We start from the raw sequence: 25,964 nt of genomic DNA on the forward strand, positions 1-25,964 counted from the left end.
CAGCCCGTCATGTCGATCGACATCGCCAACGAGTCCGGTTGGGAAGCCGACGAGGAGTCCATCCTCGACGTCGCCCGCTTCGCCCTGGACAAGATGCGGATCCACCCGCAGTCAGAACTGTCCGTGATCCTGGTGGACAGTGCGGCGATGGAGGAGCTGCACATCCAGTGGATGGACCTGCCCGGGCCCACCGACGTGATGTCCTTCCCGATGGACGAGCTGCGTCCCGGCAAGGAGGGCGAGGAGCTGCCGCAGGGCCTGCTCGGCGACATCGTGCTCTGCCCCGAGGTCGCCGAGCAGCAGGGCCAGGCCGCCCCCTCCAAGCACTCGATGGACGAGGAGCTGCAACTGCTCACCGTGCACGGGGTGCTGCACGTCCTCGGCTACGACCACGAGGAGCCGGAGGAAGAGGAGGAGATGTTCGCCCTCCAGAAGCGCATCCTGGACGACTGGCGGGCGGGCCGCGGCCTCGGCGGCATCTCCCCGGCCCCCACCACCCACTGAGCGCGGAGCCCGAACCCCTGTGAGTGGTGAGAGTACGAGCTTCATCCTCGGTGCCGTGCTGCTCGTCGTGCTCGGCTGGCTGGCCGCGTGCGCCGAGGCGGGCATCTCCCGGGTCTCCCGGTTCCGGGCGGAGGAGGCGGTGCGCAGCGGCCGGCGCGGCTCCGCGCGGCTGCTGACCGTCGCCTCCGACCCGATCCGCTACCTCAACCTGGCCACCCTGATCCGGGTGGCCAGCGAGATGGCGGCGGCCGTCCTGGTCACCGTGGTGTGCGTGCGCAACGTCAGCCCGACCTGGCAGGCCGTGCTGCTGGCGTTCGGCGTGATGGTGCTGGTGTCCTTCGTCGCGGTGGGGGTCTCGCCGCGCACGATCGGGCGCCAGCACCCGATCACCACCGCGACCGCGGCCTCCTTCGTCCTGCTGCCGCTGGCCGCGGTGCTGGGCCCGATCCCGCGGCTGCTGATCCTGCTCGGCAACGCGCTGACCCCGGGCAAGGGCTACCGGGAGGGTCCGTTCGCCTCGGAGGCGGAGCTGCGGGCCCTGGTGGACCTCGCCGGGAAGGACGACCTGATCGAGGACGAGGAGCGCCGGATGGTGCACTCGGTCTTCGAGCTGGGCGACACCATCGTGCGCGAGGTGATGGTGCCGCGCACCGACCTGGTGATGATCGAGCGGCACAAGACCGTCCGGCAGGCGCTCACCCTGGCGCTGCGCTCCGGCTTCTCGCGCATCCCGGTGGTCGGCGACAACGAGGACGACGTGGTCGGCATCGTCTACCTCAAGGACCTGGTGCGGCGTACCCACATCAACCGGAACGCGGAGTCCGAGGAGGTCGGCGCGGTGATGCGCCCGGCCGTCTTCGTCCCCGACTCCAAGCCGGCCGGCGACCTGCTGCGCGAGATGCAGCAGCGCCGCTCGCACGTGGCGATCGTGATCGACGAGTACGGCGGCACGGCCGGGCTGGTCACCATCGAGGACATCCTGGAGGAGATCGTCGGCGAGATCACCGACGAGTACGACCGGGAGATCGCCCCGGTGGAGGACCTCGGCGACGGCTCGTACCGGATCACCGCCCGGCTGCCGGTGGAGGACCTGGGCGAGCTGTTCGGCTTCGAGCTGGAGGACGAGGACGTCGAGACCGTCGGCGGCCTGCTGGCCAAGCACCTGGGCCGGGTGCCGATCCCCGGCTCGTCCTGCGAGATCCCGCTGCCCGAGCCGGTGGGGGGCGGCCTGACCGGCATCCTGCTGACCGCCGAGTCCTCGGCCGGCCGCCGCAACCGGATCGGCTCCATGGTCGCCGCCCCCGTCCGCCGCACCGAGGGCGCCGGGGCCCCGGCGGGCGAGTAGCGGGCGGGCGGTCGCCGAGCGACCATGGAGGGCATGACGCACAAACTTCGCGCGGAGTACGGCCCGCAGGGGGCGGCCGGCGGAGTCAAGTCCTGGCACGTGGTGCGGGACGAGGACCTGTCGGTGGCGCTCTGCGGCCGGGACATGCCCGACGACGCCGAGACGCGGCCCGAGGAGGAGTGGGGCACCGGGTTGCGCTGCTGCCAGCAGTGCGGCTCGCTCTACATGCACGAGACCCCGCACATGGAGAAGCTCCATCCCTACAGCTAGACCATGGCCGAGCTCTGGAGGTCGCCATGAAGCTGCAAGACACGCTGAAGCCCGTCGACCGCCGTCTCGCCATGGTGTGGCGGATCGGGGCGGGGGCCGGGGGGGTTTTCCTGATCGTGTTCGGGTGCCTGGGGCTGGCCGACCACCCCGGGTTCCTGTCCACCCACGGCGACCAGGTCACCGGGCTGTCGACCAACGGGGCGCTGAGCATCCTGTCCATCGTGGCGGGCGCGGTCCTGCTGGTGGGGGCGGTGATCGGCGGGAACTTCGCGTCCAACCTCAACATGGCGGTGGGCGTGCTGTTCGTCCTGTCCGGTTTCTACGGTCTGACGGTGCTGGAGCGGCCGGACGCGAACATCCTCAACTTCCGGATGTCGAACGTGCTGTTCGCGTTCATCTTCGGGATCGTCCTGACGACCTTCGGGATGTACGGCCGGGTGAGCAGCCACCTGCCGCACGACAACCCGTTCTGGCGCGAGCGCGTCGAGCACGAGGAGCCGCAGCCGTCCGGGCCGAAGACCTTCGTCAAGGTCCTGCACCCGAACCCGGGGCCGACCCACCCGGTCGGCCACTGAGCGGCGCCGGGTGCCTATGCTCGGCGGCATGAGTGACATCGTCGAGCTCGACCCCGAAGACAAGAAGATCATCACCCTGGCCCGCTCGGCCCGTGCCCGCAACGGCGTCGCCGAGGGGGCCGCGGTGCGTGACGAGACCGGACGCACCTACGTGGCCGGGACGGTCGCGCTGGAGTCGCTGCGGCTGAGCGCCCTCCAGGCGGCGGTGGCGATGGCGGTGGCCAGCGGCGCCAGGTCGCTGGAGGCGGCGGCCGTGGTGAGCGAGGCGGAGCAGCCGGCCGAGGCGGACCTGGCGGCCGTACGGGACCTGGGCGGGGCCGGGACGCCGGTGCTGCTGGCCGGGCCGGACGGGGCGCTGCGGGTGTCCGCCGAGGCTCGCTGAGGCCCGGCGGGGCCCGCTGTGAGGCCCGGTGGGAGGCCTGGGCGGGGCCGCCGGGGGCCGTGCCCCGGGCCTTCGGCGGCCGTGCCGAGGGGCATGGTCCCGGCCCACGCCCGGCAGATAATCTCACCGGGGGAGTGGATGCGCTGAGGGGGCTGGGGCATGGGGGCGGTGGCGTTCTTCGCCGGGCTGCTGCTGTTCGTGATGGGGCTGGGCAAGTGGCAGGAGACCAAGTCGGAGCTCTGGCTCTTCGGCTCGCTCGGCTTCCTGCTGGTGCTGGTGGTGGTCTCGCTGATCCCCACCGACGGCAAGGGCGGAAAGGGCGGGAAGAAGGCCTGAACGCGCCCCCGGACACCCCCGGGGGTGGGCCCGGACGGCGGGGCTCCGGTGATCAGGGAGAATGGAGCCCATGAATGCCCCTTCCTCCTCGTACCGCTCCGGGTTCGCGTGCTTCGTCGGCCGGCCCAACGCGGGCAAGTCGACCCTGACCAACGCCCTGGTGGGGACGAAGGTCGCGATCACCTCCGACCGCCCGCAGACCACCCGGCACACCGTGCGCGGCATCGTGCACCGCCCGGACGCCCAGCTCGTCCTGGTCGACACCCCCGGCCTGCACAAGCCGCGCACCCTGCTCGGCGAACGCCTCAACGACCTGGTCCGCACCACCTGGGCCGAGGTCGACGTGATCGGCTTCTGCCTGCCCGCCGACCAGAAGATCGGCCCCGGCGACAAGTTCATCGCCAAGGAGATCGCCGGGATCAAGAAGACCCCGAAGGTCGCCATCGTCACCAAGACCGACCTGGTCGACTCCAAGCGCCTGGCCGAGCAGCTGATCGCCATCCACCAGCTCGGCATCGAGCTGGGCTTCGAGTGGGCCGAGATCATCCCGGTCTCCGCCGTGGGCGACAAGCAGGTGGAACTGGTCGCCGACCTTCTCACCAAGCTGCTGCCGGAGGGCGACCAGCTCTACCCGGAAGGCGACCTCACCGACGAGCCCGAGCAGATCATGGTCGCCGAGCTGATCCGCGAGGCCGCGCTGGAGGGCGTGCGCGACGAACTCCCGCACTCGCTGGCCGTGGTGGTCGAGGAGATGCTGCCGCGCGAGGGCCGCCCGGCGGACCGCCCGCTGCTGGACATCCACGCCAACGTCTACATCGAGCGGCAGAGCCAGAAGGCGATCGTGATCGGCGCGAAGGGCTCGCGGCTCAAGCACGTCGGCACCACCGCCCGCAAGCACATCGAGGCGCTGCTCGGCACGCCGGTCTACCTGGACCTGCACGTCAAGGTCGCCAAGGACTGGCAGCGCGACCCCAAGCAGCTGCGCAAGCTCGGCTTCTGAGTCCGGGCTCCGGACCGGCGGGTTCGAGCCACCGGGAGGCCTGGGGCCCGTTCGGACGTTGTGCGTCCGGGCGGGCCCTTGCCGTGGTCCGGCCGGACGCGACGTCAGAAGGGGCACAGCGCGATGAAGTTGCACACCCGGGAGTGGGGCCGCGGGGACCGGCTGGCCGTGCTGGTGCACGGCATCATGTCCGACCACCGCACCTGGCGGCTGATCGGTCCGGCGCTGGCCGAGCGGGGCTACCGGGTGCTCGCGGTGGACCTGCGCGGGCACGGGCGCAGCCCGCGCGGCACCGGCGGGAGCCCGCTGGAGCGCTACCCCCTGGAGGCGTACTCCGACGACCTGGTGGAGAACCTGCCGACCGGCGTCGAGCTCGCGATCGGCCACTCGCTGGGCGGCATCGCGCTGGCGGGCGCGGTCGAACGGCTGGAGCCGGCCCGCGCGGTGTACGTCGATCCGGCCTGGCGGTTCGCCCAGACCGGGATGGACCCGCGGGTGATGGCGGAGCTGAGGCACCTCACCCGGGAGCAGATCGTCGCGCTCAGCCCGAGCTGGGAGCCGGACGACGTGGACGCCGAACTCGCCGCCGCGGCCGCCTGGGACGAGGACTCGGCGTGGGCCCTGGCCGACCAGCGCTCGGACCTGCCGACCCGGCCGGCGGTGCCCTCGCTGGCGGTGCTGGCCGACCGCAGCCTGCTGGTGGACGCGTCCAGCGCCCGGGCGCTGCGCGCCCGGGGCTTCGAGGTGCGCACCGTGCCCGGCTCGGGCCACACCGTCCACCGGGACGACCCGGCCGGCTTCCTGGCCGCGCTCGACGGCTGGCTCTGACCCTCCCGGGCCGCCGGGTCCTCCGCGCTCCGCGGGCGGGCCCTGCCGCGCGACCCCGGTGCTACGCGCCCTCGCGCAGCACCAGGGAGATCAGCTCGCGCTGCGAGTCGGTGAGCTTCGGGTCGGCGCAGTACACCGACCGGCCGTCGACGGTGATCTCGTAGTGGAAGCCGTCCGGCACCCCGTACGAGGGCGCGCGCAGCCCGCCCGCGACGGCCTCGCGGGCGAGCGCGTGCACGTGCGGGGCGTCCGTGCGGTCGGCGGTGTCGATCTCCGCCTGGCGGACGAGCCCCGCGAAACCGCCGGTCCGGGTCACCTGGATACGCATGGTGTCCATGGTGCTACGCAGGGAGGGGGTTTGCCGGGCTTTTCCCGGACCGTGACCTTAAGCCCGCCTCAACCCGGTCTCAACCACCCTTCAGGCTCGCTCCGGTGGCTCCGGACGGGCTCCGGACGGGCTCCTGGGGCTCCGGGCGAGCCCCGCGGGCCGCGCCCCCGGAGGGTCACCCCGGGCTGACCCCGACCTGCGCCCAGGAGGCCGTGACGGTGTCCACCACCGACCGGTCGTCGGGGTAGCGGGCCTTGGCGGCGGCCACGGTGGCCCGGGCGAAGGCGGTGAAGTCGGCGTCGGCGGGCAGCGTGCGCCCGGTCAGCGCGTCGTACCAGATCCGCCCCGCGCGCTCCCAGGCCGAGCCGCCGAGCGCGGTGGCCAGCAGGTAGAACGCGTGGTTGGGGATGCCGGAGTTGATGTGCACCCCGCCGTTGTCCTGGGAGGTGTTCACGTAGTCCCGCATGTGCGCGGGCTGCGGGTCCTTGCCCAGCTGCGGGTCGTCGTAGGCGGTGCCGGGCGCCTTCATCGAGCGCAGCGCCACGCCCTGCACGCCCGGGGCGAGCAGCCCGGCGCCGATCAGCCAGTCGGCGTCGGCGGCGCTCTGGTGCAGCGAGTACTGCTTGACCAGCGAGCCGAAGACGTCGGAGACCGACTCGTTGAGCGCGCCGGGCTGGTCCTGGTAGTCCAGCCCGGCGGTGAACTGGGTGACGCCGTGGGTGAGTTCGTGGCCGATGACGTCGATGCAGGCGGTGAAGTCGCCGAACACCACGTTGTCGCCGTCGCCGAACACCATCTGGTGGCCGTTCCAGAAGGCGTTGTCGTAGTCGCGGCCGTAGTGGACGCTGGCGTCCAGCCGCAGGTTCCGGTCGTCGATCGAGTGCCGGCCGAAGACGTCGGCGTAGAGCGCGAAGGTGGCGCCGAGGCCGTCGTAGGCGTGGTTGACGGAGCTGTCGGAGGACGCGCCGCGGCCCTCGGTGCGCACGCTGCGCCCGGGCAGCCGCTGGCCGTGTCCGGCGTCGTAGATCACCCGGTTGAGGCCCGGGGCGGCGGCGACGGGCGGGGGCGGGGAGAGTCGGGCCGCGCGGTGCGCCGCGTCGAGGGCCAGGGAGTGGACGGCGGGCTCGTGGCCGGCCTCGGCGAGGCGGTCCAGGACGTACGGCGGGACGATCGTGCAGATCGGTACTGCTGCAGTCATGTGGCCCAGGGTGAGGCCTCGATGACCGGTTGTCACCACCTTCGGCATGACCGGTCGACGTCTCAAGGAGTGGAACGGAAGCCCGGATCACTTCGGGGGCGCGCGGCGCTGGGTTACGCTGGGGCCATCATGCGCAACGGGCTGCTTCTTCTTAGCTGCCGCGTCGAGGGCCTGTAGTCCACCGGGCCGGCACCCTCGCCGCGGGGAACGAGCTGTGCGCGCGATCGGCGATCCACTGGTGTATCGCGAGCGGCAGCCGAGGCCGGCCAGTCGGTGTCGACCAGGTGTTGACCCCTCCCGACCCGCCCGCACCACGCATCACAGGAAGCCGAGTCACCTCCATGACCGAGCAGAACTCCGCCGCGTCCGTTCCCGCCGGCCGTCCCTTCGTCGACCGCCCCACCCCGATCACCGCCGCCTCGGTGCGCCAGCGGCCCTCGGGCATGCGTCACGGGCGCTACCTGCCGTTCGGCACCGTCGACCTGGCGGACCGCAGCTGGCCGGAGAAGGTGATCACCAAGGCGCCGCGCTGGCTCTCCACCGATCTGCGGGACGGCAACCAGGCGCTGATCGACCCGATGTCGCCGGCCCGCAAGCGCATGATGTTCGACCTGCTGGTGAAGATGGGCTACAAGGAGATCGAGGTCGGCTTCCCCTCCTCCGGGGCCACCGACCACGCCTTCGTGCGCTCGCTGATCGAGGAGGGGGCGATCCCCGAGGACGTCACCATCTCGGTGCTGACGCAGGCCCGCGAGGAGCTGATTGAGAAGACCGTGGAGTCGCTGGTCGGCGCCCCGCGGGCGACCGTCCACCTGTACAACGCGACCGCGCCGCTGTTCCGCCGGGTGGTGTTCCGCAACGACAGGGCGGCCACCAGGGCGATCGCCACCGAGGGCACCCGGCTGGTGATGGAGTACGCGGAGAAGCTGCTGGGCGACGACACCGTCTTCGGCTACCAGTACTCGCCGGAGATCTTCGTCGACACCGAGCTGGACTTCGCGCTGGAGGTCTGCGAGGCGGTCATGGACGTCTGGCAGCCGGGCGAGGGCCGCGAGATCATCCTGAACCTGCCCGCCACCGTCGAGCGGGCCACCCCGAACGTCCAGGCCGACCAGTTCGAGTGGATGTCGCGCCACCTGTCCCGCCGTGAGTTCGTCTGCCTGTCGGTGCACCCGCACAACGACCGCGGCACCGCCGTCGCCTCCGCCGAGCTGTCCTACATGGCGGGTGCCGACCGCATCGAGGGCTGCCTGTTCGGCCAGGGCGAGCGGACCGGCAACGTCGACCTGGTGACGCTGGGGATGAACCTGTTCTCGCAGGGCATCGACCCGCAGATCGACTTCTCCGACATCGACGAGGTGCGCCGCACCGCCGAGTACTGCAACCAGATGGAGGTGCACCCGCGCCACCCGTACGCCGGCGACCTGGTGTACACCTCCTTCTCCGGCTCGCACCAGGACGCCATCAAGAAGGGCTTCGACGTCCTGGAGGCGGACGCCAGGGCCGCGGGCGTACCGGTGCACGAGCACACCTGGGGCGTGCCGTACCTGCCGATCGACCCGAAGGACGTCGGCCGCACCTACGAGGCGGTCATCCGGGTCAACAGCCAGTCCGGCAAGGGCGGCGTGGCGTACGTGCTGAAGAACGACCACAAGCTGGACCTGCCGCGCCGGATGCAGATCGAGTTCTCCCGGATCATCCAGGCCAAGACCGACGCCGAGGGCGGCGAGGTCAGCCCGGCCGAGATCTGGCGGGTCTTCGAGGACGAGTACCTGCCGACCACCGACAACCCGTGGGGCCGGATCTCGCTGAGCGGTTCGCGCACCCTGACCACCGAGGACGGCCGGGACGCGCTGACCGCCGAGGCCCTGGTGGACGGCGTCCCGACCACCCTGACCGGTACCGGCAACGGCCCGGTCTCGGCCTTCGCCGACGCGCTGGCCCGGATCGGCGTGGACGTGCGCGTCCTGGACTACGCCGAGCACGCGCTGAGCGAGGGCGGCGACGCCCAGGCCGCCGCGTACGTGGAGTGCGCGGTGGACGGCAAGGTGCTGTGGGGCGTGGGCATCGACGGCAACACCGTGCTGGCCTCGCTGAAGGCCATGATCAGCGCCGTCAACCGCTCGCAGCGCGGCTAATTCGAACGGGTGGTGTGCGAAGGGCCGTCCCGCGGGGCGGCCCTTCGCCGTGCCGGCCTGGGGTTGTGTCCTGCGCCACATTTTTTCGAATCGGAAGCCGTTCGAGGTACTGACACGTGCCGGTAACCGTGGCAACATCGATCCACCGGAAAGCCGGGTCGGTGGGACGGCCTCGGTGTCCGGTCGCGTGACCTGCCCATTGTCGAGCAGGCCGCCTGCCATGTCTGGGGAGTGGCGCCGTGACCAGGTTGTGGGGTGTTCGCCCGCGGTGGCGGACTGACGTTCTCGGTGACTTCTTCTGCCCGGGCTGTGGCGGGGACCGCAACTACCGTCGGCAGCACGGCCGGCGGTGGCTGCGGTTGCTGGGGACCCCGGTGGTCCCGCTCGGCCCGGTGATCGGCAGTGTGCAGTGCACCAGCTGCCACGGCCGGTACGGCGTCGAGAGCCTGGAGCAGCCCACCAGCGTGCGCCTCGGCGCGATGCTGCGGGACGCCCAGTACACCATCGCGCTGGCCCTGCTCGCGGCCGGCGGCACCGCCCACCGGGCGGCCCGCGACGCGGCCTGCGCGGCGGTCCGCGAGGCCGGGTTCGAGGACTGCGGCGAGGCCCAGGTGCTGGCCGCGCTCGCCGCGCTCTCCGGGCTCGGCGGCGAACTCCACGACGCCCGGGGGATGTCCGGCGGACTGGCCGTCGAACTGCACGCGGTGCTCGAACCGCTCACCCCGCACCTGGCCCACCACGGCCGCGAGCGGCTGCTGCTGCAGGGTGCGGCGATCGCCCTGGCGGACGGGCGCTACCTGCCGCAGGAGCGCGACGCGCTCGCCGCGGTCGGGGGCTGCCTGGACCTGCCGAAGTCCCGGGTCGGGGCGCTGCTGGAGGCGGCGACCAGGACCCCGTACAAGTAGCGCCGCCCGCCGGCCCGCCCGCAGCGCTGCTCGCCGACCACCTCTCACCGCTCACGATCACCGCTCACGATCACTGCTCGTGATCACCGGCCACCACCACCGCCCGCCGAGCACCGTCCTGACCTCCGGAATCCGCAGACCATCTCCGAATCCCCCACAACGGGCCTTGGACTCCCCACCCCGGGCCCGCCGTGACCCGCACCGCATGGCCTCCCCCACGGCCGCCGGTGCGGGCAACACGGCTGTCCGGCGCCGGCGGGCGGTGGGGGAGAATGGTCCCCATGAGTCTTTTCCGGGACGACGGCGTCGTGCTGCGGGCGCAGAAGCTCGGCGAGGCCGATCGGATCATCACCCTGCTGACCCGCCAGCACGGCAAGGTGCGGGCGGTGGCGCGCGGGGTGCGGAAGACCAAGTCCAAGTTCGGTGCCCGCCTGGAGCCGTTCTCGCACGTGGACGTGCAGTTCTTCAGCCGGGGGAGTGAGCTGATCGGCCGGGGATTGCCGCTCTGCACCCAGGTGGAGACCATCGCGCCGTACGGCGGCCCGATCGTCGCCGACTACGGCCGCTACACGGCCGGCACCGCGATGCTGGAGACCGCCGAGCGGTTCGCCGAGAACGAGGGCGAGCCGGCCGTCCAGCAGTACCTGCTGCTGGTCGGCGGGCTGCGCACGCTGGCGGCCGGGCTGCACGAGTCGCACCTGGTACTGGACGCCTTCCTGCTGCGCTCGCTCGCGGTGAACGGGTACGGCGCGAGCTTCACCGACTGCGCCAAATGCGGCCTGGAAGGGCCGAACCGTTTCTTCTCCCTCCCCGCGGGCGGGGTGCTCTGCGGGGACTGCCGAGTGCCCGGATGTGCCGTACCCTCCCCTGAGACACTGGTACTGCTCGGGGCGCTGCTGTCAGGGGACTGGCGGACGGCCGACGCCTGCGAGCCGCGGTACTGGCGGGAGGGCAGCGGCCTGGTCGCGGCCTATCTGCAGTGGCACCTGGAGCGGGGCATCCGCTCGATGAGATACGTGGAGAAGTGAGCACATGGCAGCGCGACGGCTCTTCGGCGGCGGCAAGCAGCGGACGTACGTCCCCCCGACCCCGCACCCCAGCGGCGCACAGCCCCCGAAGATCCCCGGCGAGCTGGTCCCCGAGCACGTCGCGATCGTGATGGACGGCAACGGCCGCTGGGCCAAGGAGCGCGGGCTGCCCCGCACCGAGGGCCACAAGGTCGGCGAGTCCGTGGTGCTGGACGTCCTCAAGGGCGCCATCGAGCTCGGCGTCAAGAACATCTCGCTGTACGCGTTCTCCACCGAGAACTGGAAGCGCTCGCCCGACGAGGTGAAGTTCCTGATGAACTTCAACCGGGACGTCATCGCCCGCCGCCGCGACGAGATGGACGCGATGGGCGTGCGGATCCGCTGGGCGGGCCGGATGCCCAAGCTGTGGAAGAGCGTCGTCCAGGAGCTCCAGGTCGCCGAGGAGCAGACCAAGGACAACGACGCCGTCACGCTCTACATGTGCGTCAACTACGGCGGCCGGGCCGAACTCGCCGACGCGGCGCAGGCGATCGCCCAGGACGTCGCGGCCGGGAAGCTCGACCCGAAGAAGGTCAACGAGAAGACCCTGGCCAGGTACATGTACCACCCGGACATGCCGGACGTGGACCTCTTCCTGCGCCCCAGCGGCGAGCAGCGCACCTCCAACTTCCTCCTCTGGCAGTCGGCTTACGCCGAGTTCGTGTTCCAGGACGTGCTCTGGCCGGACTTCGACCGCCGTGACCTGTGGCGCGCCTGCGAGCAGTACGCGATGCGCGACCGGCGCTTCGGCGGGGCGATCCCCAACGAGGTCGGCGCGCCGGTGCCGTCCCAGCGCTGACGGGCGTACGGTCCCGAGGCCGTGCCGGACGCGACGGCCGTGCCGGACGAAAAGGAGAGGACCCGCCGGGATCTGCCCGGCGGGTCCTCTCCTTCGTGTCGGCGGCTCAGGCCTTCTTGGCGCACTCCGCACAGGTCCCGAAGATCTCCAGGGTGTGCGCGATGTCGCTGAAGCCGTGCTCGGCGGCGACCGAGTTGGCCCAGCGCTCCACCGCGGGGCCCTCCACCTCGACGGTCGCGCCGCAGTGCCGGCAGACCAGGTGGTGGTGGTGCCCGCTGCTGCACCGGCGGTAGACCGCCTCGCCGTCGGCGGTGCGCAGCACGTCCACCTCACCGGCGTCCGCGAGCGACTGGAGCGTGCGGTAGACCGTGGTCAGACCGACGGAGTCCCCGCGGTGCTTGAGCAGGTCGTGGAGCTCCTGCGCGCTGCGGAAGTCCGCGATCTCGTCCAGGGCTGCCGAGACGGCGGCACGCTGCCGGGTCGAGCGGGCGCGCGGCGACGGGCCTGCGGTGGTCACCGTGGGTCCTCCTGGGGTCGTGGGCGTCTCGCACATCATTGTGCCAGCCCGGCCCGCCGCTCAGGGGTGGTCGTGCCGGACGGCCCGGAGACGGCCTGCCCCGGCAGTTCGACGTCGCACACCTTCGGTCCGTTCTCGCCCGTGCCGCGGTGGCGCCGTCGGGCCAGTGGCGCGGCGAGCAGGCTGAACACCGCGAAGACCGCGATGGCGAGCAGCACGATGGCCGGGCCGGAGGGCACGTCGAGCTGGTAGGAGCCCGTGACGCCGGCCAGCGAGACGACCACGCCGAGCGCGATCGAGGCGGCCTGGGTGGCGGCGAAGGAGCGGGTGAGCTGCTGGGCGGCGACCACCGGGACCACCATCAGTGCGCTGACCAGCAGCAGCCCGACCACCCGCATGGCGACCGTGACGGTGACCGCGGCCATCACCGCGAGCAGCAGGTTGAGGGTGCGCACCGGCACGCCGGTGACCCGGGCGAAGTCCTCGTCCTGGCAGATCGCGAAGAGCTGGCGGCGCAGGCCGACGGTGACCGCGATGACCACCGTGCCGAGCACCGCGATGGTGGCCAGGTCCGCGGGGGCGACGGTGAGGATCGAGCCCCACAGGTAGCTCTCCAGCGAGCCGGCCCCGGCCTGGGCGGACATCGAGACCAGCAGCTTGCCGCAGGCCATGCCGCCGTAGAAGAGCATCGCGAGGGCGATGTCGCCGCGCTGGTTGCCGCGCGAGCGGACCAGCTCCATGGTGACGGCGCCGAGCACGCAGACCAGCACGGCCATCCAGACCGGGCTGGTCTGGAAGATGAAGCCGAGGCCGACGCCGGTCATCGCGACATGGCCCATGCCGTCGCCCATCAGGGCCTGGCGGCGCTGCACCAGGTAGATGCCGACGGCCGGGGCGGTGATCCCGACCAGGACGGCGGCGAGCAGGGCCCGCTGCATGAAGTCGTAGGACAGCATCTCGGTCATGCGAGCAGCCTCGGCGGGGTCAGGTCGGCGTGCGGGTGGACGTGGTCGTGGCCGGGCAGCGCGTGCAGGCCGGTGTTGGGCACGGGCGGGCCGTCGTGGGCGACGCAGCCGTCCCGCAGCACCACGGCGCGGTCGATCAGCGGTTCCAGCGGTCCGAGTTCGTGCAGCACGAGGAGGACGGAGGCGCCGCGGCCGACCTCGGTGCGCAGGGTGTCGGCGAGCACCTGCTGGCTGGCGGCGTCGACGCCGGCCATCGGCTCGTCCATGATCAGCAGGTCGGGGGAGCCGACCAGGGCGCGGGCGATCAGCACCCGCTGCTGCTGGCCGCCGGACAGGTCGGCCACGCCGTCCGAGGCCCGCTCCAGCATGCCGACGGCGGCCAGCGCGCGGTCCACCGCCTCGCGGTCCTTGCGGCGGAAGGGCAGCAGCCGGTGCTGCGGCAGCCGTCCGGTGGAGACCACCTCGCGCACGGTGGCGGGGACGCCGGAGGCGGCGGTGGTGCGCTGCGGGACGTACCCGATCCGGTGCCAGGCGCGGAAGGAGCGGAACGGGGTGCCGAACAGCTCCAGGGTGCCGTGCTCCAGCGGGACGGACCCGATCACGGCCTTGACGGTGGTCGACTTGCCGGAGCCGTTGGCGCCCAGCAGGGCGACGACCTCTCCGGGCCGGACGGTGAGGTCGACGCCGCGCAGCACCGGCCGGCCGCCGCGCGAGGCGACGGCGTCACGGAGGCGGACGGCCGGGGGTATCGGGTCGGTCATGGTGCTCGGTCCCGTCAGTTCGCGGGGGCGGGGGTGGCGGCGTCGGTCCCGGCGGGGGCGGTCGGGGCGGTGCCGGTCGGGGCGGTCCCGGACGGGGCACCGAGGGCGGCCCGCAGGTTGGCCAGGTTCTGCTTCATCACGGTCAGGTAGTCGTCCTTGGACGGGTCCTTGACGCCCTCCAGCGGATCCAGGACGGCGGTCCTGAGGCCGAGGTCCTTGGCGACGGTCTCGGCGAGCTTGGGGCTGACCAGGGTCTCGAAGAAGACGGTGGAGACGCCGTTGTCCTTGGCGGCCTTCTGCACCGCGGCGAGGCGGGCCGGGGTGGGCTCGGACTCCGGGTCGACGCCGTTGATGGCGACCTGGGTGAGGCCGTAGTGGTCGGCGAGGTAGCCGAACGCGGCGTGGCTGGTGACGAAGGTCCGGGTCCTGGCGTCCTTCAGCCCGTCCCGGAACTCCTGGTCGAGCGCGGTGAGCCTGGTGACCAGCTCGTCGGTGTTCTTCCGGTAGTCCTCGGCGTGGGCCGGGTCGGCCTTGGCGAACTCGTCGCCGACGCTCTTGGCGATCGCCGCGTAGCGGGTCGGGTCGAGCCAGATGTGCGGGTCGCCGGCCGGGTCCTCGTGCTTGTGGCCGTCGGTCCCGTGGCCGTCGCCGCCGTGGTCGGCGTCCCCGGTGCCCTCGTCGAGGTGGTGGTCGACCAGCGGGCTGGCGGCGGTGGCGTCGATCTTGTGCTTGCTGGACGACTGCGCGACGGCCTGGTCGACGGTGGGCTGGAGGCCCTTGAGGTAGATGATCGCGTCGGCCTTCTGGACCGTGCCGACCTGCTTGGCGGTGAGCTCCAGGTCGTGCGGCTCGACGCCGGCGGCGGTCAGGTCGGTGACCGCGACGTGCTCCTTGCCGATCTGCTGGGCCAGGTACTCCATCGGGTAGAAGGAGGCGACGACCTTCAGCTTGCCCGTGCCGCTGTCGGCGCTGCTGCTGCCTCCGCAGGCGGTGAGGACGAGGGAGGCGGCGAGGGCGGTGGTGCCGAGGGCCATGGAGCGGCGGGTCCGGCGAGACAGTCCGAGTCGAGGCAGTCCGATCATCATGACAATCATTCTCATCTCACATGGAAATGATTGTCAAATCACTCGGACGGGTGAACGGAAGGTGACGGAGGGTGGGGGCGGCCGGACGATACCGATTTGAATCACGTACCCGTAGGGCCGGTAACCTGAGGTATTCGGGTACGCGCAACCAGCCGTGCCCTGACCGTGCCGTACGTACTGAAGAGAGCACTGTGGCCGCCGACAAGATCGACACGATCGTCAGCCTGAGCAAGCGCCGTGGCTTCGTCTACCCCTGCAGCGAGATCTACGGCGGCACGCGTGCCGCCTGGGACTACGGGCCGCTGGGTGTCGAGCTCAAGGAGAACATCAAGCGCCAGTGGTGGCGCGCGATGGTCCAGGCCCGTGAGGACGTCGTCGGACTCGACTCGTCGGTGATCCTCGCCCGCGAGGTGTGGGAGGCCTCCGGTCACGTCGCCACCTTCAATGACCCGCTGACCGAGTGCCTCTCCTGCCACAAGCGCCACCGGGCCGACCACCTGGAGGAGAAGTACGAGGCCAAGCACGGCTTCCCGCCGCCGAACGGTCTCCAGGACGTCAACTGCCCCGACTGCGGCACCAAGGGCCAGTTCACCGAGCCCAAGGACTTCTCGGGCATGCTGAAGACCCACCTCGGTGTCACCGAGGAGGCGAGCGGCCTGGCGTTCCTGCGCCCGGAGACCGCCCAGGGCATCTTCACCAACTTCAAGGCCGTCCAGACCACTTCGCGCAAGAAGCCGCCGTTCGGCATCGCCCAGACGGGCAAGAGCTTCCGCAACGAGATCACCCCCGGCAACTTCATCTTCCGGACCCGCGAGTTCGAGCAGATGGAGATGGAGTTCTTCGTCAAGCCGGGCGAGGACGAGCAGTGGCACGAGTACTGGCTCCAGCAGCGCTGGGACTGGTACGTCGGCCTCGGCCTGCGCACCGAGAACATGCGCTTCTTCGAGCACCCGAAGGAGAAGCTCTCCCACTACGCCAAGCGCACGGTGGACATCGAGTACCGCTTCAACTTCGGTGGCAGCGAGTTCTCCGAGCTGGAGGGCGTCGCCAACCGCACCGACTACGACCTGCGGGTGCACAGCGAGGCCTCCGGCCAGGACCTGAAGTACTTCGACCAGGAGTCCGGCGAGCGGTACTTCCCGTACGTCATCGAGCCGGCGGCCGGCCTCAACCGCGCCATGCTGGCCTTCCTGATCGACGCCTACTTCGAGGACGAGGCGCCGAACGCCAAGGGCGTCATGGAGAAGCGCGTCGGCATGCGGCTCGACCCGCGCCTGGCCCCGGTCAAGGTCGCCGTCCTGCCGCTGTCGCGCAACGCCGAGCTGTCCCCGAAGGCCCGCGGCCTGGCCGCCGACCTGCGCACCGCGTGGAACGTCGAGTTCGACGACGCCGGCGCCATCGGCAAGCGCTACCGCCGCCAGGACGAGATCGGCACGCCGTTCTGCGTCACCGTCGACTTCGACACCCTTGAGGACAACGCGGTGACCGTCCGCGACCGCGACACCATGTCGCAGGAGCGCGTCTCGCTGGACCAGGTCAAGGCGTACCTGGGCGCGCGGCTGATCGGCTGCTAGCAGCCTCCGGCACGGCCCGGGAGCCCTCGTCCGCCCTGGTGGGGCGGACGGGGGCTCCTTGCTGTCCGGGACCCGGGTCGGGAGCGGGGTCGGGGGCCGAGTGCCGGCCCAGGCCGTCCCCGGTCCGTCCCGCGGCCGTTTCCCGTGCGGCCGCCGCTACCGCCGTCCCCAGCGCGAGCGCGGGGCCGTGGGCGGGCGGGTCGGGAGGCCGGCGGTGCGCAGGGCCGCGAGCGTGGTGCGGTGGCGGGCCTCGTCGGCGAGCAGCGCGGCCAGCAGCTGCGCGTAGAGCCCGGAACTGCCGGCGCCGTCCAGGGCGGCGGCCAGCCGGACCACCTCGACGGGCGGGCGCAGGACGGCCAGCTCGCTCAGCAGGAGGGCGGCGAGCGCCGGCGGCAGCCCGGCCGCGAGGTCGGCGAGGTCGGCGGTGGAGCGGCCCGCGGCCTGGCGCAGCAGGGTCCTGACGTCGGCGGACCGGCCGTGCTGCTGGAGGCAGGCGGCCAGGGAGGTCAGCTCGGGCATCGGCGCGGACCCCCACTCCCAGAGCAGCGTCGCGCTGTCGGCGGCCAGCCCGGCCCGGTCCAGCGCGGAGAGCAGGCCGGGGACGGAGGCGGCCGGGTAGCCCCAGAAGGCGTGGAACACCTCGGCCGCCTCCTCGGCCAGGCCCAGTTCGCGCAACTCGGCGAGCACGGTGACGGAATGGTCGGGTGCGGACCGGGCGATGCTGCGGGCGAGGAGGAGCGAGCCGCCGGTCGGACCGTACCGGGCCAGCATGCCGACCAGCAGCGCGGCGTCGGAGGGGGTGAGGCGGGCGGCGGCCGCGTCTATCACCCCGGTGGCCTCGGCGAGGGAGCCGGCCCGGTGGAGGGCGGTGATCCGCTCGGTGAGAGCGCCGAGGTCGGGGCGGGCGGGCGCCGGCTGCTGCTGAGGTGGCTGCTGCTGTCGCGGTGGCTGCTGTGCGGGCTGCTGATGGGCCGGTGCCTGTTGATGCTGCGGTGGCGGCGGTGGCTGCTGCCGCTGTCTGATCCTGCTCTCCAACTCCTCCAGCTGGTCGCTGAGTTGGAGGCAGCGGGCGCCCAGGCCCTCGCGGAGCGTGCGGGCCTGGGCGAGCTGGCGCAGCAGCTCCCCGTCCGGCCGCTGGCGGCCCGGGGCGGCCCGGATCGCCTCGTTCAGGCGCCGTTCACGTTGGCCCGCGTAGCGGCTCGCACGGAGTAACTCGTCCAGTTCTGCGCGGAGTTCCTCGGCCTGTTGCTCGCCTTCCGGCCGCTGGCCTGCGGATTGTGCCGTCGGCCGCATGCGCATGATCGCCCCAACCTGTCCATCTGCACCCTGACTGTGTGACATCCTGGCGTCAGTATGTGGCGTGGGAGTTAAGAGTGCACGACCAGTCGTGTCCGAGTGGTGTCAAGGAGCGCGCAGACGGCGGTCGTTGCGAGAAGTGCGCCGGTCGCGCTCCGGAGGAGGGTCGCCTCGTAGTACGGGCCGGGAGCGAGCGCCGCGACGGCGTATCCGACCAGCGCGCCCACGAGCGCGGGTGGCAGGAGGAGCGGCGCGTCCCGGCGGACCGCCGCCCCGATCACCAGGAGCCCGGCCAGGGTGGAGAGTTCGGGCGTGCCGAAGGACTGCGCGTAGCGGATCGACAGGGCGGGGACGAGGAACAGCGCCAGTGCCCGGCCGACCGTCCCGGAGAGTGCGGCGGTGTACGGGCCGGGCCGCCCGCGCGGGATCCGGCGCGGAAGGGTGCGGGTGGCGACGAGCACCGCCAACGCGGCCGCGGCGGACGGGAGATGGTCCCCGAGCCGGGCGAGGTTGTAGAGCAGCGCGGTGTCGTACAGCACCAGCATCAGCTGGCCGTATGCCCACAGGTCGAGCGCGAAGCGGAACGGGCCGCGGGCGGGCTCGGCGTCCGCTTCGGGTTCGCGTCGGGCCAGCCGGGCGATCAGCGGCGGCGTGAGGCAGGCCGCGAGCACCCGCAGGACGAGGTCGTCCACGGTGTACGGGTTCCGCAGGTCCCACTCCACCGCGCAGAACGCCACCGTGTACGAGACGGCGGCGAGCGGGATCAACGGCGAGCGGGCCAACCGGACGTACAGCGCGCGGTCCAGCCGCCGGACGACGGCGACGAACGCCAGCAGCACCAGCGGCAGTTCGAGGAACGCCTGCACCCGGAGCACCGACGGCGCGAGGAGCTCCGGGGCCGGGAAGCGGGCGGCGAGGAAATCCAGGCGGGGCACGTCGAACCAGCCGGGCGGCAGGTGGCGGGCGATGAAGGAGACGTCCCCGTGGTGCACCCGGTTCACGTAGACCGCGACGAGTACCTGGTTGAGGTGGATCAGTGCGACGACGGCCGCCAGCAGCGGCTCCGGCCCGTACGTTCCTTCTCGCCGCGGGGGCCGGGCCTTCCGCCGCAACACCCCCGGCGCCAGGAACAGGGCGGCGGCGGCCGAGGCCACCACCGTCCCGTCCAGCAGCGGAGCGATCGCGCTCATGCGGCCAACCGCGCCCGCGCCTCCATCAGGGCGAAGCCGAGCAGGTTCAACCCGCGCCACTCGGCAGGCTGTTGGGCCCGGATGTCGTCGGCGGCGAGCCCGATGCCCCAGATCCGGTCCAGCGGGCTGGCCTCGACCAGCACCCGGTCGCCCGTGCCCAGGAGGTAGTCGCGCAGTGCCTCGTCCTGTCCGAACTTCGCGACGTTGCCCGCCACCACCAGCTCGAACCGGCCGGCCGTCCAGACCTTCTCGTCGAAGTCCTTGACCAGCCGCCCCAGCTTCTTCGCCTCGGCGGGGGTCCGGGCCGAGAGCACCCGCCGCGCGATCTCCTCGTCACCGAACATCCGGGCCTTGCCGGCCATCATCCAGTGCTCGGCGGAGGTGTAGGTGAGCCCGTCGACGGTGAACTCGCCGGGCCACCACTGGCTCAGGCACTCCTGTCGGGTGCCACCGCCCTTGCGCTCGGTGTGCCCCCAGAACATCACCCACTTCGGCCGCAGCCCGTCGGCCATCAGCGCGGTCAGCTCCTCGCGGCTGCGGACGGCGGCCAGGTCCCCCACGTGCATCTCGCTCATATCGTCAGTCTGACACAAAGGGGTGGTGGCCGCGAACCGTTTGACTGCGGCGCTCCTCGCGGGATCCCCGCCGTCAGCCCCTGGCCGCCAGCTCCAGGAAGCGCAGCCCGACGTCCGTCACCTCCTCCGCCGTCCACGCCTGCGCCGGCTCGCCGAGGCTGACCTCGGCCACGGCGAGGCCGGGGGCGGCGTCCTCCCAGTGGGGGACGAACCAGACGCCCTCCTGCTCGGCCAGGGCCAGATGGGCGGCGTTCAGGGCCTCGGCCGGGTGCGGGAGCCAGAGTCGGTACTCGTGGGTGGGCGGCACCTCGGGATACAGGCGGGCGCCGGGGAGCGCGGCCAGCGCCGGGGTGAGGGTGGACGCGGCGTGGCGGATCAGGCCGGGGATGCGCGGCAGGGCGGTGTCCAGGCCGTGGAGGGCGGCGATGGCGGCCGGCCACTGCTGGGAGAGCTGGCCGCCGTAGCGGTGGCGCCAGGTGCGGGCGTAGGAGGTGAGGGCGGCATCGCCGGCGAGGGCGGCCCCGCTGATCCCGCCGAGGTCCTTGTAGTAGGAGACGTAGACGCTGTCGGCGAGGGCGGCGATCTCGTCGAGCCGCTTGCCGAAGTGGACCGTGGTGTTCCAGAGCCGGGCGCCGTCGAAGTGCACCCGGGCGCCGGCCTCGCGGGCGGCGGCGACGAGGGCGGTCAGCTCCTCCCAGTCGGGGAGCAGGTAGCCGGGGTCGCGCAGGGGGAGTTCGACCGTCAGGGTGCCGAACGGCTCGCCCAGCGCGCCGAGTTCGCCGGGCGTCGGCTGGCGCTGCCCGGTGGTGGGCCAGAGGCCGCGCAGGCCGGTGAGCTGGGTGTAGGCGTGCCGCTCGTGCCGCTCGATGTGGCTGAGCGGGTGCAGGGCCACCGCCGTGTTGCCGGTGCGTTCGGCGTGGTGGCGCAGGGCCACCTGCTGGGCCATCGTCCCGGTGGGGAAGAAGACCGCGTCCTCCTTCCCGAGCAGTGCGGCGGTCCGTTCCTCCAGCTGCCGCACGGGACCGTCGCTGCCGTAGAAGTCGTGGGGGACGTCCAGGCCGTCCAGGGCGGAGAGTTGGGCGAGGCGCTCGCGGATGCTGAGGACGCGGTCGCCGGAGAGGAGGCGCTTGCAGGTCGTGCGGGCCGCGCGGCGCCGCTGGACCGCGCTCTGGTCATCGGTCATCCGGTGATTGTCGAACTCGTGACGCGGTCGGACCAACTGCTTTTCCCCAGGGCGGGGCGGGCGCCGGAAGGGCGGTCCGGGCCGGGGCTGTCGGGGCTGCCCGTCCGTGTCGCCCTCGTCGGGCCAACGGCCCTCCAGGTGGAGCCGGATGAGCGCGGCGTGGGAGAGCGGGCTGGTCGGGTCGGCGACGTTGCCGTTGGTGGTGTAGTCCAGGAGCACGACCTCGTCCTTCTCCCGGAGCCGCTCGACCAGATCGGCGGCGCGGTGTTCGAGGACCCAGCGGTAGGCCGGGAGGTAGATGCGGCGGCGGGCCGTCTCGTAGGGCAGGAGCCGGTCGCCGTGCAGGCCGGCCCGGTGGCCCTGGACGGGGCCGTACCGGCGCACCGTCCGCTTGAGGCCCTTCATCGAGGTGACGCGCAGCTTCGCGGGGTCGACGTCGGCGTCCCGGAAGACCTTGAGGGCCTGCCAGACGCCTTCCACGGACTCGCTGGTCACGCCGTCGCTCCAGGGGACCGGGATGCCGCCGTGCGGATGGAACGGGCTCAGCCGGACCCACGGGTCCGGCGCCCTGGAGGTGACGTCGATGATCTCCGCGCCGGGGAAGGCGGCGGTCAGCGAGGCCGTCGTGCGGCGGCGGCTCGCGACGTGGATCGGCATCGGTGGGCTCCCCTGGTCGGCGGTGCGGGCCACCGAGCGTCCCAGGTGGCACTGACATTCCGGCTCCGGAACCGGCCCCGCCGCGGTCGGCCGAGGCCCGGGAGGAGCGGACCCCTGCTGGATTGAACGTGTTCAAATATGCCGTGCCAGGAGGGGGATGACCATGGTGACGGTTCCTGCGAGTGCCCGAGGGTTCGTCGGGTTGGCGGTCGCGGTGTTCGTATGGCCGGTGGCGGCCTTCGTCGTGAGGTTCGGCTTCCACGCCGCGCCCGTGCACGTGGTCGTGGCGGTCTGCTCGGTGCCCTGTGCGGTGGCACTCCTCTGCGGTCGCCCGAGAGTGTTCCGGATCGCCGCCACCGTGGCCGGGACGGCGATGGGAGCCGTGGCGGGGCTCGCCGCGCTGGGGCTACTCGTGATCGGGACGGAGTTCGGCCCGAGGACCGCGCTCCTGGTCGGGGTCACCCTGCCGGTCGCGACGATCGCCCCGCTGGTCGCCGCCTTCCAGCGGGCCGAGGGGGTCGAGCAGGGCCGGCCGGCGGCCGTGGTCGGCTGGTCGGCGGCCGTCCTCTCGGCCGGCGGCTGGCTCCTGCTGTTCTTCCAGGGCCCGGGTCGCTCGGGGCTCCGGCGGGAGCGGGCCCGGTGCGGCCGGAGCCCGGCGCGGCCGGGGCTCAGCGCGGACCGTAGTAGGCCGTGATCGGGGCCCGGGCCTCGTCGGGCAGGGCCGGGCCGTCCGTCGGCACCGGCCTCCAGGCGCCCGAGTCGGGGTTGAGCTCGACGAGCTGCTCGGTGGAGAGCGCGTACACGACCCGGCCGAGGCCGGAGCGGAGGATGCCTCCTTCGCACATGCCGCAGGGCTGGCAGCTGGTGTACATCGTGGTGCGCGCGGCGGTGCCGGGGGCCAGTTCGCGGGCGGCCCAGCGGGCGAGCTTCAGTTCGGGGTGGGCCGTGATGTCGTCGTCGCGCCGTACGGTGTTGTGGGCCTCGGCGAGGATCCCGCCGTCCGGGCCGGCGAGCAGGGAGCCGTAGGGCGCGTCGCCCAGGGTGATCGCGTGGGCGGCGATGGCGAGGGCGCGGCGCAGCAGGGCCCGGTCGGCGTCGGTGATCACACGGCCCTCCACCGGGTGGCCACGGTGGTGAGGTTCTGCCAGGCCCGCTGCGGCCGACGGGTTTCCTCCGGATCGCCGTGGTAGGGGTCGAGGACGACGGTCTCCGCGCCGAGATCGCGCAGGTGGCGGAGGTCGTCGAGGATCTGGTCGACGGTGCCGACGCCGGCGGGCCGCTCGGGGTCGTCGACCGGCGTGCCGGTGGGCCGCAGGGCGATGCGGGGCGCGAACCCCGGCATCGGGTGCTCGGCCAGGACCGACCGCATCCGGGCGAGGGGCAGCCGCAGCGGGTGCCAGGCGTCGCCGAACCGGCGTGCCCGCCGGAGCGCGGCCTCGCTGTGGCCGCCGACCCAGACCGGTACCGACCGGCGGTCGGACTCCTCGGCCCGGGCGTCGCGCAGGGTGCTCAGGTACTCGTCGGTCAGTCTGCCGCGCTCGCCGAACGGCACGCCGAGGGCGGCGAACTCCCGGCGGGCCCAGCCGACTCCCACGCCCAGGACGAACCGGCCGCCGCTGAGCCGGTCGAGGGTGTCCGTCATCCGCGCCACCAGCAGCGGGTTCCGGTAGGGCAGGATGAGCACGGTCGTGCCCAGCCGCAGGTTCGGGGCGACTCCGGCGAGCCAGGACAGCGTGGTGAAGGGCTCGTAGAAGGGTTCCGGGTACCGCTCGGCGACGTCCGGGGTCACCGCCACGTGGTCCGACACCATGAGGAGGTCGAAGCCGAGGCCCTCCGCGGTCCGGGCCCACTCGCGCAGCACGCCGGGGTCGGTTCCCGGGCCGAAGTTCGGTACGTTGACGCCAAGTTGCATGCTTCGAGGCTATCCCCGCGATCATGGCGGACGGAACGGGGTTCTCCCGCTGTGACCGGCGGATCGCCGTGGTTCTCCCGGTAGATTCGCGTCATGGCCGTGAATCTTGACGACACCGACTGGGCGATCATCGAGCAGCTGCAACGGGAGGCCCGCATCTCGCTCAGCGAGCTGGGACGGCGGGTGTCGCTGAGCGCGTCGGCGACCACGGAACGGGTGCGGAACCTGGAGTCGCTGGGCGTCATCACCGGCTACCGCGCGACGGTGGACCTGGCGAAGGTCGGCTACCCGGTGCTCGCCGTCGTCCGGCTGAAGTACCCGGGCAACCGGCACGAGCCGCTGCGGCGGCTGCTCGACGAGCGGCGGGAGATCCTGGAGTGCCTGCGCACCACCGGCGACGACTGCTACACCCTGAAGGTGGCGGCGACGTCCATGGAACACCTGGAAACCCTGGTGGACGAGCTGGCCGGCTTCGGCAGCACCACCACGAGCGTCGTCTACAGCCGGACACTGCCCCTGCGGGGACCCGGCCGGCCCTGACGCCTGCGGAGGTGCTCCCTCGATCGGGGGAGGCCGGCCGTCCGCCGCGCGGCCAGACTGGCGATCGTGACCGGGAGCGGTCCCCGATCCCCACGATCCCACAGGAGTTGACCCGTGCGTCCTTCGCGTGTCCGCCACATGGCACTCGCCCTCGCCCTCTCGACCGCCGCGGCCGTCGGGGCGCTGACACCGCCCGCGGCGTCGGCCGCGTCCGCCGCTGCCCCGCCGGACGTCGTGCAGCAGGGCCTGAACGCGCTGGTGCGGACGGACGGGGTGCCCGCCGCGCTCGCGACCGTCCGGGACGGGCGGGGCCGGACCCGCGACTACACGGCAGGGGTGGGGGACCTGGCCACCGGCGCGAAGGTCCCCGTCGACGGGCAGGTGCGGATCGGCAGCAACACCAAGACCTTCACCGCCGTCGCCGTGCTCCAGCTGGTGGGGGAGGGGAAGGTCGACCTCGACGCCTTCGTCGACACCTACCTCCCCGGACTGGTCCGCGGCGAGGGAGGGGACGGACGCGGCATCACCGTCCGGCAGCTCCTCCAGCACACCAGCGGCCTGCCCGACTACGAGGGGCTGCTGGACGAAGCCTCCCTCCGGCACCGGTACTTCGAGCCCCGGGAGCTGCTGGACCTCGCCCTCGGGCAGAAGCCCGTCTCCGCGCCCGGGGAGAAGTTCGGCTACAGCAGCACCAACTACGTGCTGGCCGGCCTGATCGTCCAGCGGGTGACCGGCCGGCCGCTCGCCGAGGAGATCGACCGGCGGATCGTCCGGCGCATCGGGCTGCGGCACACCTACTTCCCGGCCGCCGGCGACCGGACCATCCGGGAAGCCCACCCCAAGGGGTACCGCAAGGACTCCGCCGACGGGCCGCTGACCGACTTCACCGAGCTGGACCCGTCGGCGGGCTGGGCGGCCGGGCAGATGATCTCCACCAACGCGGACCTCGACCGCTTCTTCACCGAACTGCTGGTCCCGGACCGCCTGCTGCCCGCCGCCCAGCTCGCCCAGATGCGCACCACCGTCCCGGTCGGGGACAGCGGCATGGGCTCCGGGCTGGGCGTCTTCAGCCGGCCGCTCTCCTGCGGCGGGGTCTACTGGGGGCACGGCGGCGACATTCCGGGCTACGAGACCCGGGGCGGCGCCACCGACGACGGGCGCGCCGTGAACATCGCGGTGACCACCATTCCGGCCGACTACGCCGTCACCCGGCACCTGGAGGACGTGGTGGACGCCGCCCTGTGCCGCTGAGCCGGCCGCCGGGCCGGGAGCCGTCAGGAGCGGTAGTGGTTCCCCTCGTCGCCGATCACGCCGGTGCCGTGGTGGACCGAGATGCTGGAGTACGTCGCCCGCATGCGCGTGGCCTGGGCGGTCCGCTGCTGTTCGATCAGCAGGCCCTCGGCGTCGTCGAACTGGTGCCGGCGAGCGCGTTCCCGGAGCACCAGGAAGACCGTGGCACCGACGACCGTGCCGACGAGCACGAGCAGGAACACCAGGACGAGAGCCATGACGTCACCGTTCCCCCGGTTCGAGTGCGTCTGACTTTTATCTCACGGACGTTCGACGGCCGCACTCGAATCGTCCGAATTCGCCGTACGGCCGTGCGGGGCCTCAGGTGCGGGCGGGCTCGGCGTTCGCGCGTTCCGTGACCCGCGCCAGGACGCGGCCCGCGACGGCGAGGTCCTCGGTGGGGATCCCGGCGTACAGCCGCGCGGTGATCCCGGCGGACTCGGCGGTGGTGCGCTCGTACAGTCCGCGGCCGGCCGCCGTGAGGCGCAGCCGGGAGGAATCCGCCGGGTCCTGCTCCGACAGGCCGGCGGCCGTCAGTTCCCCGATCACGCCGTGGACCAGGGACTCGTCGGCCTTCAGCGAACCGGTGACTCGCGGACGAGCGCGTCCCGGGCGACGGAGCCGCCTTCGACCGCGACGACCCGGAGCGTCACGCTCTGGTGGAAGGTGGCTCCGTGGCGGTCCAGCACGTCCTCCAGGAGGGCGCGCGCCGCGTAGTGGGCCAGGGCGATGACCCGGCCGTTG

At 72.5% G+C, this 25,964-nt stretch carries 29 protein-coding genes and 1 pseudogene; 16 read left to right on the forward strand and 14 right to left on the reverse strand.

All coding sequences use genetic code 11. From position 1 onward, the window contains the following. Positions 1-9 precede the first annotated feature (9 nt). The 8 genes from ybeY (at position 10) to ACWGKU_RS11205 (ending at position 5,240) form a co-directional block, all read left to right on the forward strand. Positions 10-504, forward strand: a complete 495-nt coding sequence (ybeY, locus tag ACWGKU_RS11170) for an rRNA maturation RNase YbeY (RefSeq protein WP_359903032.1) — start codon at positions 10-12, stop codon at positions 502-504. Positions 505-523: 19 nt separating this feature from the next. Beyond that, on the forward strand, positions 524-1,849 hold the full coding sequence (locus ACWGKU_RS11175; protein ID WP_401049207.1) for a hemolysin family protein: 1,326 nt from the start codon (positions 524-526) through the stop codon (positions 1,847-1,849). A 33-nt stretch (positions 1,850-1,882) separates the two neighbouring features. Then, positions 1,883-2,119: a hypothetical protein gene (locus tag ACWGKU_RS11180; RefSeq protein ID WP_359903026.1), complete on the forward strand. Its 237-nt coding sequence runs from the start codon at positions 1,883-1,885 to the stop codon at positions 2,117-2,119. Between the two features lie 26 nt (positions 2,120-2,145). Continuing rightward, entirely contained in the window at positions 2,146-2,694 is a 549-nt protein-coding gene (locus tag ACWGKU_RS11185; protein ID WP_452178208.1) for a DUF4383 domain-containing protein, read from the forward strand. Positions 2,695-2,722: 28 nt separating this feature from the next. After that, positions 2,723-3,076, forward strand: a complete 354-nt coding sequence (locus ACWGKU_RS11190; protein ID WP_359903020.1) for a cytidine deaminase — start codon at positions 2,723-2,725, stop codon at positions 3,074-3,076. A 159-nt stretch (positions 3,077-3,235) separates the two neighbouring features. Beyond that, entirely contained in the window at positions 3,236-3,412 is a 177-nt protein-coding gene (locus ACWGKU_RS11195; RefSeq protein ID WP_452178207.1) for a hypothetical protein, read from the forward strand. 70 nt (positions 3,413-3,482) lie between these two features. Next, positions 3,483-4,412, forward strand: coding sequence for a GTPase Era (gene era, locus ACWGKU_RS11200; RefSeq protein WP_316521324.1), 930 nt, complete (start codon positions 3,483-3,485; stop codon positions 4,410-4,412). A 123-nt stretch (positions 4,413-4,535) separates the two neighbouring features. Continuing rightward, positions 4,536-5,240, forward strand: a complete 705-nt coding sequence (locus ACWGKU_RS11205; RefSeq protein ID WP_401055555.1) for an alpha/beta fold hydrolase — start codon at positions 4,536-4,538, stop codon at positions 5,238-5,240. Between the two features lie 61 nt (positions 5,241-5,301). Here the strand turns inward: ACWGKU_RS11205 and ACWGKU_RS11210 are convergent, their stop codons facing one another. Both ACWGKU_RS11210 and ACWGKU_RS11215 read right to left on the reverse strand, forming a co-directional pair. Beyond that, positions 5,302-5,568, reverse strand: coding sequence for a protealysin inhibitor emfourin (locus tag ACWGKU_RS11210; protein WP_359903011.1), 267 nt, complete (start codon positions 5,566-5,568; stop codon positions 5,302-5,304). 175 nt (positions 5,569-5,743) lie between these two features. After that, positions 5,744-6,766, reverse strand: a complete 1,023-nt coding sequence (locus tag ACWGKU_RS11215) for a M4 family metallopeptidase (protein WP_401047059.1) — start codon at positions 6,764-6,766, stop codon at positions 5,744-5,746. A 341-nt stretch (positions 6,767-7,107) separates the two neighbouring features. On the opposite strand from ACWGKU_RS11215, the gene leuA reads away from it, so the two are divergent. From leuA to ACWGKU_RS11235, 4 genes are all read left to right on the forward strand, one after another. Continuing rightward, positions 7,108-8,904 (forward strand): 2-isopropylmalate synthase, encoded by a 1,797-nt coding sequence (gene leuA / locus ACWGKU_RS11220; protein WP_359903005.1) that lies wholly within the window; start codon positions 7,108-7,110, stop codon positions 8,902-8,904. A 359-nt stretch (positions 8,905-9,263) separates the two neighbouring features. Next, the gene (locus ACWGKU_RS11225) at positions 9,264-9,809 is read left to right on the forward strand and encodes a TerB family tellurite resistance protein (protein WP_359903002.1); all 546 of its coding nucleotides are present in this window, start codon (positions 9,264-9,266) and stop codon (positions 9,807-9,809) included. A 281-nt stretch (positions 9,810-10,090) separates the two neighbouring features. After that, positions 10,091-10,837, forward strand: a complete 747-nt coding sequence (gene recO / locus ACWGKU_RS11230) for a DNA repair protein RecO (protein ID WP_401047053.1) — start codon at positions 10,091-10,093, stop codon at positions 10,835-10,837. Positions 10,838-10,841: 4 nt separating this feature from the next. Next, positions 10,842-11,675 (forward strand): isoprenyl transferase, encoded by an 834-nt coding sequence (locus tag ACWGKU_RS11235; RefSeq protein ID WP_401047051.1) that lies wholly within the window; start codon positions 10,842-10,844, stop codon positions 11,673-11,675. Positions 11,676-11,781: 106 nt separating this feature from the next. Here ACWGKU_RS11235 and ACWGKU_RS11240 read toward each other — a convergent pair whose 3' ends face one another. From ACWGKU_RS11240 to ACWGKU_RS11255, 4 genes are read right to left on the reverse strand one after another with little or no spacing between them, the layout of a single operon-like run. Further along, entirely contained in the window at positions 11,782-12,192 is a 411-nt protein-coding gene (locus tag ACWGKU_RS11240) for a Fur family transcriptional regulator (protein WP_189918013.1), read from the reverse strand. Positions 12,193-12,227: 35 nt separating this feature from the next. Next, entirely contained in the window at positions 12,228-13,157 is a 930-nt protein-coding gene (locus ACWGKU_RS11245; protein ID WP_401047048.1) for a metal ABC transporter permease, read from the reverse strand. Beyond that, positions 13,154-13,918 (reverse strand): metal ABC transporter ATP-binding protein, encoded by a 765-nt coding sequence (locus tag ACWGKU_RS11250; RefSeq protein ID WP_380348007.1) that lies wholly within the window; start codon positions 13,916-13,918, stop codon positions 13,154-13,156. The genes ACWGKU_RS11245 and ACWGKU_RS11250 overlap by 4 nt, the downstream gene beginning before the upstream one ends. 14 nt (positions 13,919-13,932) lie before the next feature. After that, positions 13,933-15,003: a metal ABC transporter substrate-binding protein gene (locus ACWGKU_RS11255; protein ID WP_452178206.1), complete on the reverse strand. Its 1,071-nt coding sequence runs from the start codon at positions 15,001-15,003 to the stop codon at positions 13,933-13,935. 191 nt (positions 15,004-15,194) lie between these two features. Here ACWGKU_RS11255 and ACWGKU_RS11260 point away from each other — a divergent pair, with 191 nt between their 5' ends. Beyond that, on the forward strand, positions 15,195-16,577 hold the full coding sequence (locus ACWGKU_RS11260; protein WP_359902988.1) for a glycine--tRNA ligase: 1,383 nt from the start codon (positions 15,195-15,197) through the stop codon (positions 16,575-16,577). A 156-nt stretch (positions 16,578-16,733) separates the two neighbouring features. Here ACWGKU_RS11260 and ACWGKU_RS11265 read toward each other — a convergent pair whose 3' ends face one another. The 4 genes from ACWGKU_RS11265 to ACWGKU_RS11280 form a co-directional block, all read right to left on the reverse strand. Next, positions 16,734-17,876 (reverse strand): hypothetical protein, encoded by a 1,143-nt coding sequence (locus tag ACWGKU_RS11265; RefSeq protein WP_452178205.1) that lies wholly within the window; start codon positions 17,874-17,876, stop codon positions 16,734-16,736. A 68-nt stretch (positions 17,877-17,944) separates the two neighbouring features. Next, the gene (locus ACWGKU_RS11270; RefSeq protein WP_452178204.1) at positions 17,945-19,063 is read right to left on the reverse strand and encodes a hypothetical protein; all 1,119 of its coding nucleotides are present in this window, start codon (positions 19,061-19,063) and stop codon (positions 17,945-17,947) included. Beyond that, positions 19,060-19,638 (reverse strand): NADAR family protein, encoded by a 579-nt coding sequence (locus ACWGKU_RS11275; protein WP_401049683.1) that lies wholly within the window; start codon positions 19,636-19,638, stop codon positions 19,060-19,062. Before ACWGKU_RS11275 ends, ACWGKU_RS11270 begins: the two co-directional genes overlap by 4 nt. Positions 19,639-19,711: 73 nt before the next feature. Continuing rightward, positions 19,712-21,478, reverse strand: a complete 1,767-nt coding sequence (locus tag ACWGKU_RS11280; protein WP_452178203.1) for a threonine aldolase family protein — start codon at positions 21,476-21,478, stop codon at positions 19,712-19,714. Positions 21,479-21,641: 163 nt separating this feature from the next. Between ACWGKU_RS11280 and ACWGKU_RS11285 the strand changes: the two genes are divergently transcribed. Further along, the gene (locus ACWGKU_RS11285) at positions 21,642-22,172 is read left to right on the forward strand and encodes a hypothetical protein (RefSeq protein ID WP_452178202.1); all 531 of its coding nucleotides are present in this window, start codon (positions 21,642-21,644) and stop codon (positions 22,170-22,172) included. Here the strand turns inward: ACWGKU_RS11285 and ACWGKU_RS11290 are convergent. Both ACWGKU_RS11290 and ACWGKU_RS11295 read right to left on the reverse strand, forming a co-directional pair. Beyond that, a complete protein-coding gene (locus ACWGKU_RS11290; protein ID WP_401049678.1) occupies positions 22,147-22,584 on the reverse strand; it encodes a nucleoside deaminase in 438 nt (145 codons plus the stop codon). The two genes, ACWGKU_RS11285 and ACWGKU_RS11290, sit on opposite strands and share 26 nt — an antisense overlap. After that, the gene (locus ACWGKU_RS11295) at positions 22,581-23,390 is read right to left on the reverse strand and encodes an LLM class flavin-dependent oxidoreductase (RefSeq protein WP_452178201.1); all 810 of its coding nucleotides are present in this window, start codon (positions 23,388-23,390) and stop codon (positions 22,581-22,583) included. Before ACWGKU_RS11295 ends, ACWGKU_RS11290 begins: the two co-directional genes overlap by 4 nt. A 93-nt stretch (positions 23,391-23,483) precedes the next feature. On the opposite strand from ACWGKU_RS11295, the gene ACWGKU_RS11300 reads away from it, so the two are divergent. Both ACWGKU_RS11300 and ACWGKU_RS11305 read left to right on the forward strand, forming a co-directional pair. Further along, positions 23,484-23,930: an Lrp/AsnC family transcriptional regulator gene (locus tag ACWGKU_RS11300; protein WP_359902968.1), complete on the forward strand. Its 447-nt coding sequence runs from the start codon at positions 23,484-23,486 to the stop codon at positions 23,928-23,930. Positions 23,931-24,068: 138 nt separating this feature from the next. Further along, complete coding sequence (locus tag ACWGKU_RS11305) at positions 24,069-25,181, forward strand: serine hydrolase domain-containing protein (RefSeq protein WP_452178218.1); 1,113 nt, start codon at positions 24,069-24,071, stop codon at positions 25,179-25,181. Between the two features lie 23 nt (positions 25,182-25,204). On the opposite strand, the gene ACWGKU_RS11310 is transcribed toward ACWGKU_RS11305, so the two are convergent. Both ACWGKU_RS11310 and ACWGKU_RS11315 read right to left on the reverse strand, forming a co-directional pair. Continuing rightward, the gene (locus ACWGKU_RS11310; RefSeq protein WP_401049228.1) at positions 25,205-25,438 is read right to left on the reverse strand and encodes a hypothetical protein; all 234 of its coding nucleotides are present in this window, start codon (positions 25,436-25,438) and stop codon (positions 25,205-25,207) included. A 103-nt stretch (positions 25,439-25,541) separates the two neighbouring features. Beyond that, positions 25,542-25,951, reverse strand: a pseudogene (locus ACWGKU_RS11315) (MarR family transcriptional regulator). Positions 25,952-25,964 lie beyond the last annotated feature (13 nt).

The sequence above is a fragment of the Kitasatospora sp. NPDC054768 genome (assembly GCF_053612025.1).

Excerpts from the sequence above, each read along its gene's own strand:
- ACWGKU_RS11235 (WP_401047051.1), top strand. The coding sequence starts at position 10,842 with ATGGCAGCGCGACGGCTCTTCGGCGGCGGCAAGCAGCGGACGTACGTC.
- ACWGKU_RS11300 (WP_359902968.1), top strand. The coding sequence starts at position 23,484 with ATGGCCGTGAATCTTGACGACACCGACTGGGCGATCATCGAGCAGCTG.
- recO (WP_401047053.1), top strand. The coding sequence starts at position 10,091 with ATGAGTCTTTTCCGGGACGACGGCGTCGTGCTGCGGGCGCAGAAGCTC.
- ACWGKU_RS11310 (WP_401049228.1), bottom strand. The coding sequence starts at position 25,438 with ATGGCTCTCGTCCTGGTGTTCCTGCTCGTGCTCGTCGGCACGGTCGTC.
- ACWGKU_RS11210 (WP_359903011.1), bottom strand. The coding sequence starts at position 5,568 with ATGCGTATCCAGGTGACCCGGACCGGCGGTTTCGCGGGGCTCGTCCGC.
- ACWGKU_RS11245 (WP_401047048.1), bottom strand. The coding sequence starts at position 13,157 with ATGACCGAGATGCTGTCCTACGACTTCATGCAGCGGGCCCTGCTCGCC.
- era (WP_316521324.1), top strand. The coding sequence starts at position 3,483 with ATGAATGCCCCTTCCTCCTCGTACCGCTCCGGGTTCGCGTGCTTCGTC.
- ACWGKU_RS11205 (WP_401055555.1), top strand. The coding sequence starts at position 4,536 with ATGAAGTTGCACACCCGGGAGTGGGGCCGCGGGGACCGGCTGGCCGTG.
- ACWGKU_RS11250 (WP_380348007.1), bottom strand. The coding sequence starts at position 13,918 with ATGACCGACCCGATACCCCCGGCCGTCCGCCTCCGTGACGCCGTCGCC.
- ACWGKU_RS11255 (WP_452178206.1), bottom strand. The coding sequence starts at position 15,003 with ATGATGATCGGACTGCCTCGACTCGGACTGTCTCGCCGGACCCGCCGC.
- ACWGKU_RS11305 (WP_452178218.1), top strand. The coding sequence starts at position 24,069 with ATGGCACTCGCCCTCGCCCTCTCGACCGCCGCGGCCGTCGGGGCGCTG.
- ACWGKU_RS11295 (WP_452178201.1), bottom strand. The coding sequence starts at position 23,390 with ATGCAACTTGGCGTCAACGTACCGAACTTCGGCCCGGGAACCGACCCC.
- ACWGKU_RS11270 (WP_452178204.1), bottom strand. The coding sequence starts at position 19,063 with ATGAGCGCGATCGCTCCGCTGCTGGACGGGACGGTGGTGGCCTCGGCC.
- ACWGKU_RS11275 (WP_401049683.1), bottom strand. The coding sequence starts at position 19,638 with ATGAGCGAGATGCACGTGGGGGACCTGGCCGCCGTCCGCAGCCGCGAG.
- ACWGKU_RS11195 (WP_452178207.1), top strand. The coding sequence starts at position 3,236 with ATGGGGGCGGTGGCGTTCTTCGCCGGGCTGCTGCTGTTCGTGATGGGG.
- ACWGKU_RS11265 (WP_452178205.1), bottom strand. The coding sequence starts at position 17,876 with ATGCGCATGCGGCCGACGGCACAATCCGCAGGCCAGCGGCCGGAAGGC.
- ACWGKU_RS11180 (WP_359903026.1), top strand. The coding sequence starts at position 1,883 with ATGACGCACAAACTTCGCGCGGAGTACGGCCCGCAGGGGGCGGCCGGC.
- leuA (WP_359903005.1), top strand. The coding sequence starts at position 7,108 with ATGACCGAGCAGAACTCCGCCGCGTCCGTTCCCGCCGGCCGTCCCTTC.
- ACWGKU_RS11190 (WP_359903020.1), top strand. The coding sequence starts at position 2,723 with ATGAGTGACATCGTCGAGCTCGACCCCGAAGACAAGAAGATCATCACC.
- ACWGKU_RS11285 (WP_452178202.1), top strand. The coding sequence starts at position 21,642 with ATGGTGACGGTTCCTGCGAGTGCCCGAGGGTTCGTCGGGTTGGCGGTC.
- ybeY (WP_359903032.1), top strand. The coding sequence starts at position 10 with ATGTCGATCGACATCGCCAACGAGTCCGGTTGGGAAGCCGACGAGGAG.
- ACWGKU_RS11185 (WP_452178208.1), top strand. The coding sequence starts at position 2,146 with ATGAAGCTGCAAGACACGCTGAAGCCCGTCGACCGCCGTCTCGCCATG.
- ACWGKU_RS11280 (WP_452178203.1), bottom strand. The coding sequence starts at position 21,478 with ATGCCGATCCACGTCGCGAGCCGCCGCCGCACGACGGCCTCGCTGACC.
- ACWGKU_RS11215 (WP_401047059.1), bottom strand. The coding sequence starts at position 6,766 with ATGACTGCAGCAGTACCGATCTGCACGATCGTCCCGCCGTACGTCCTG.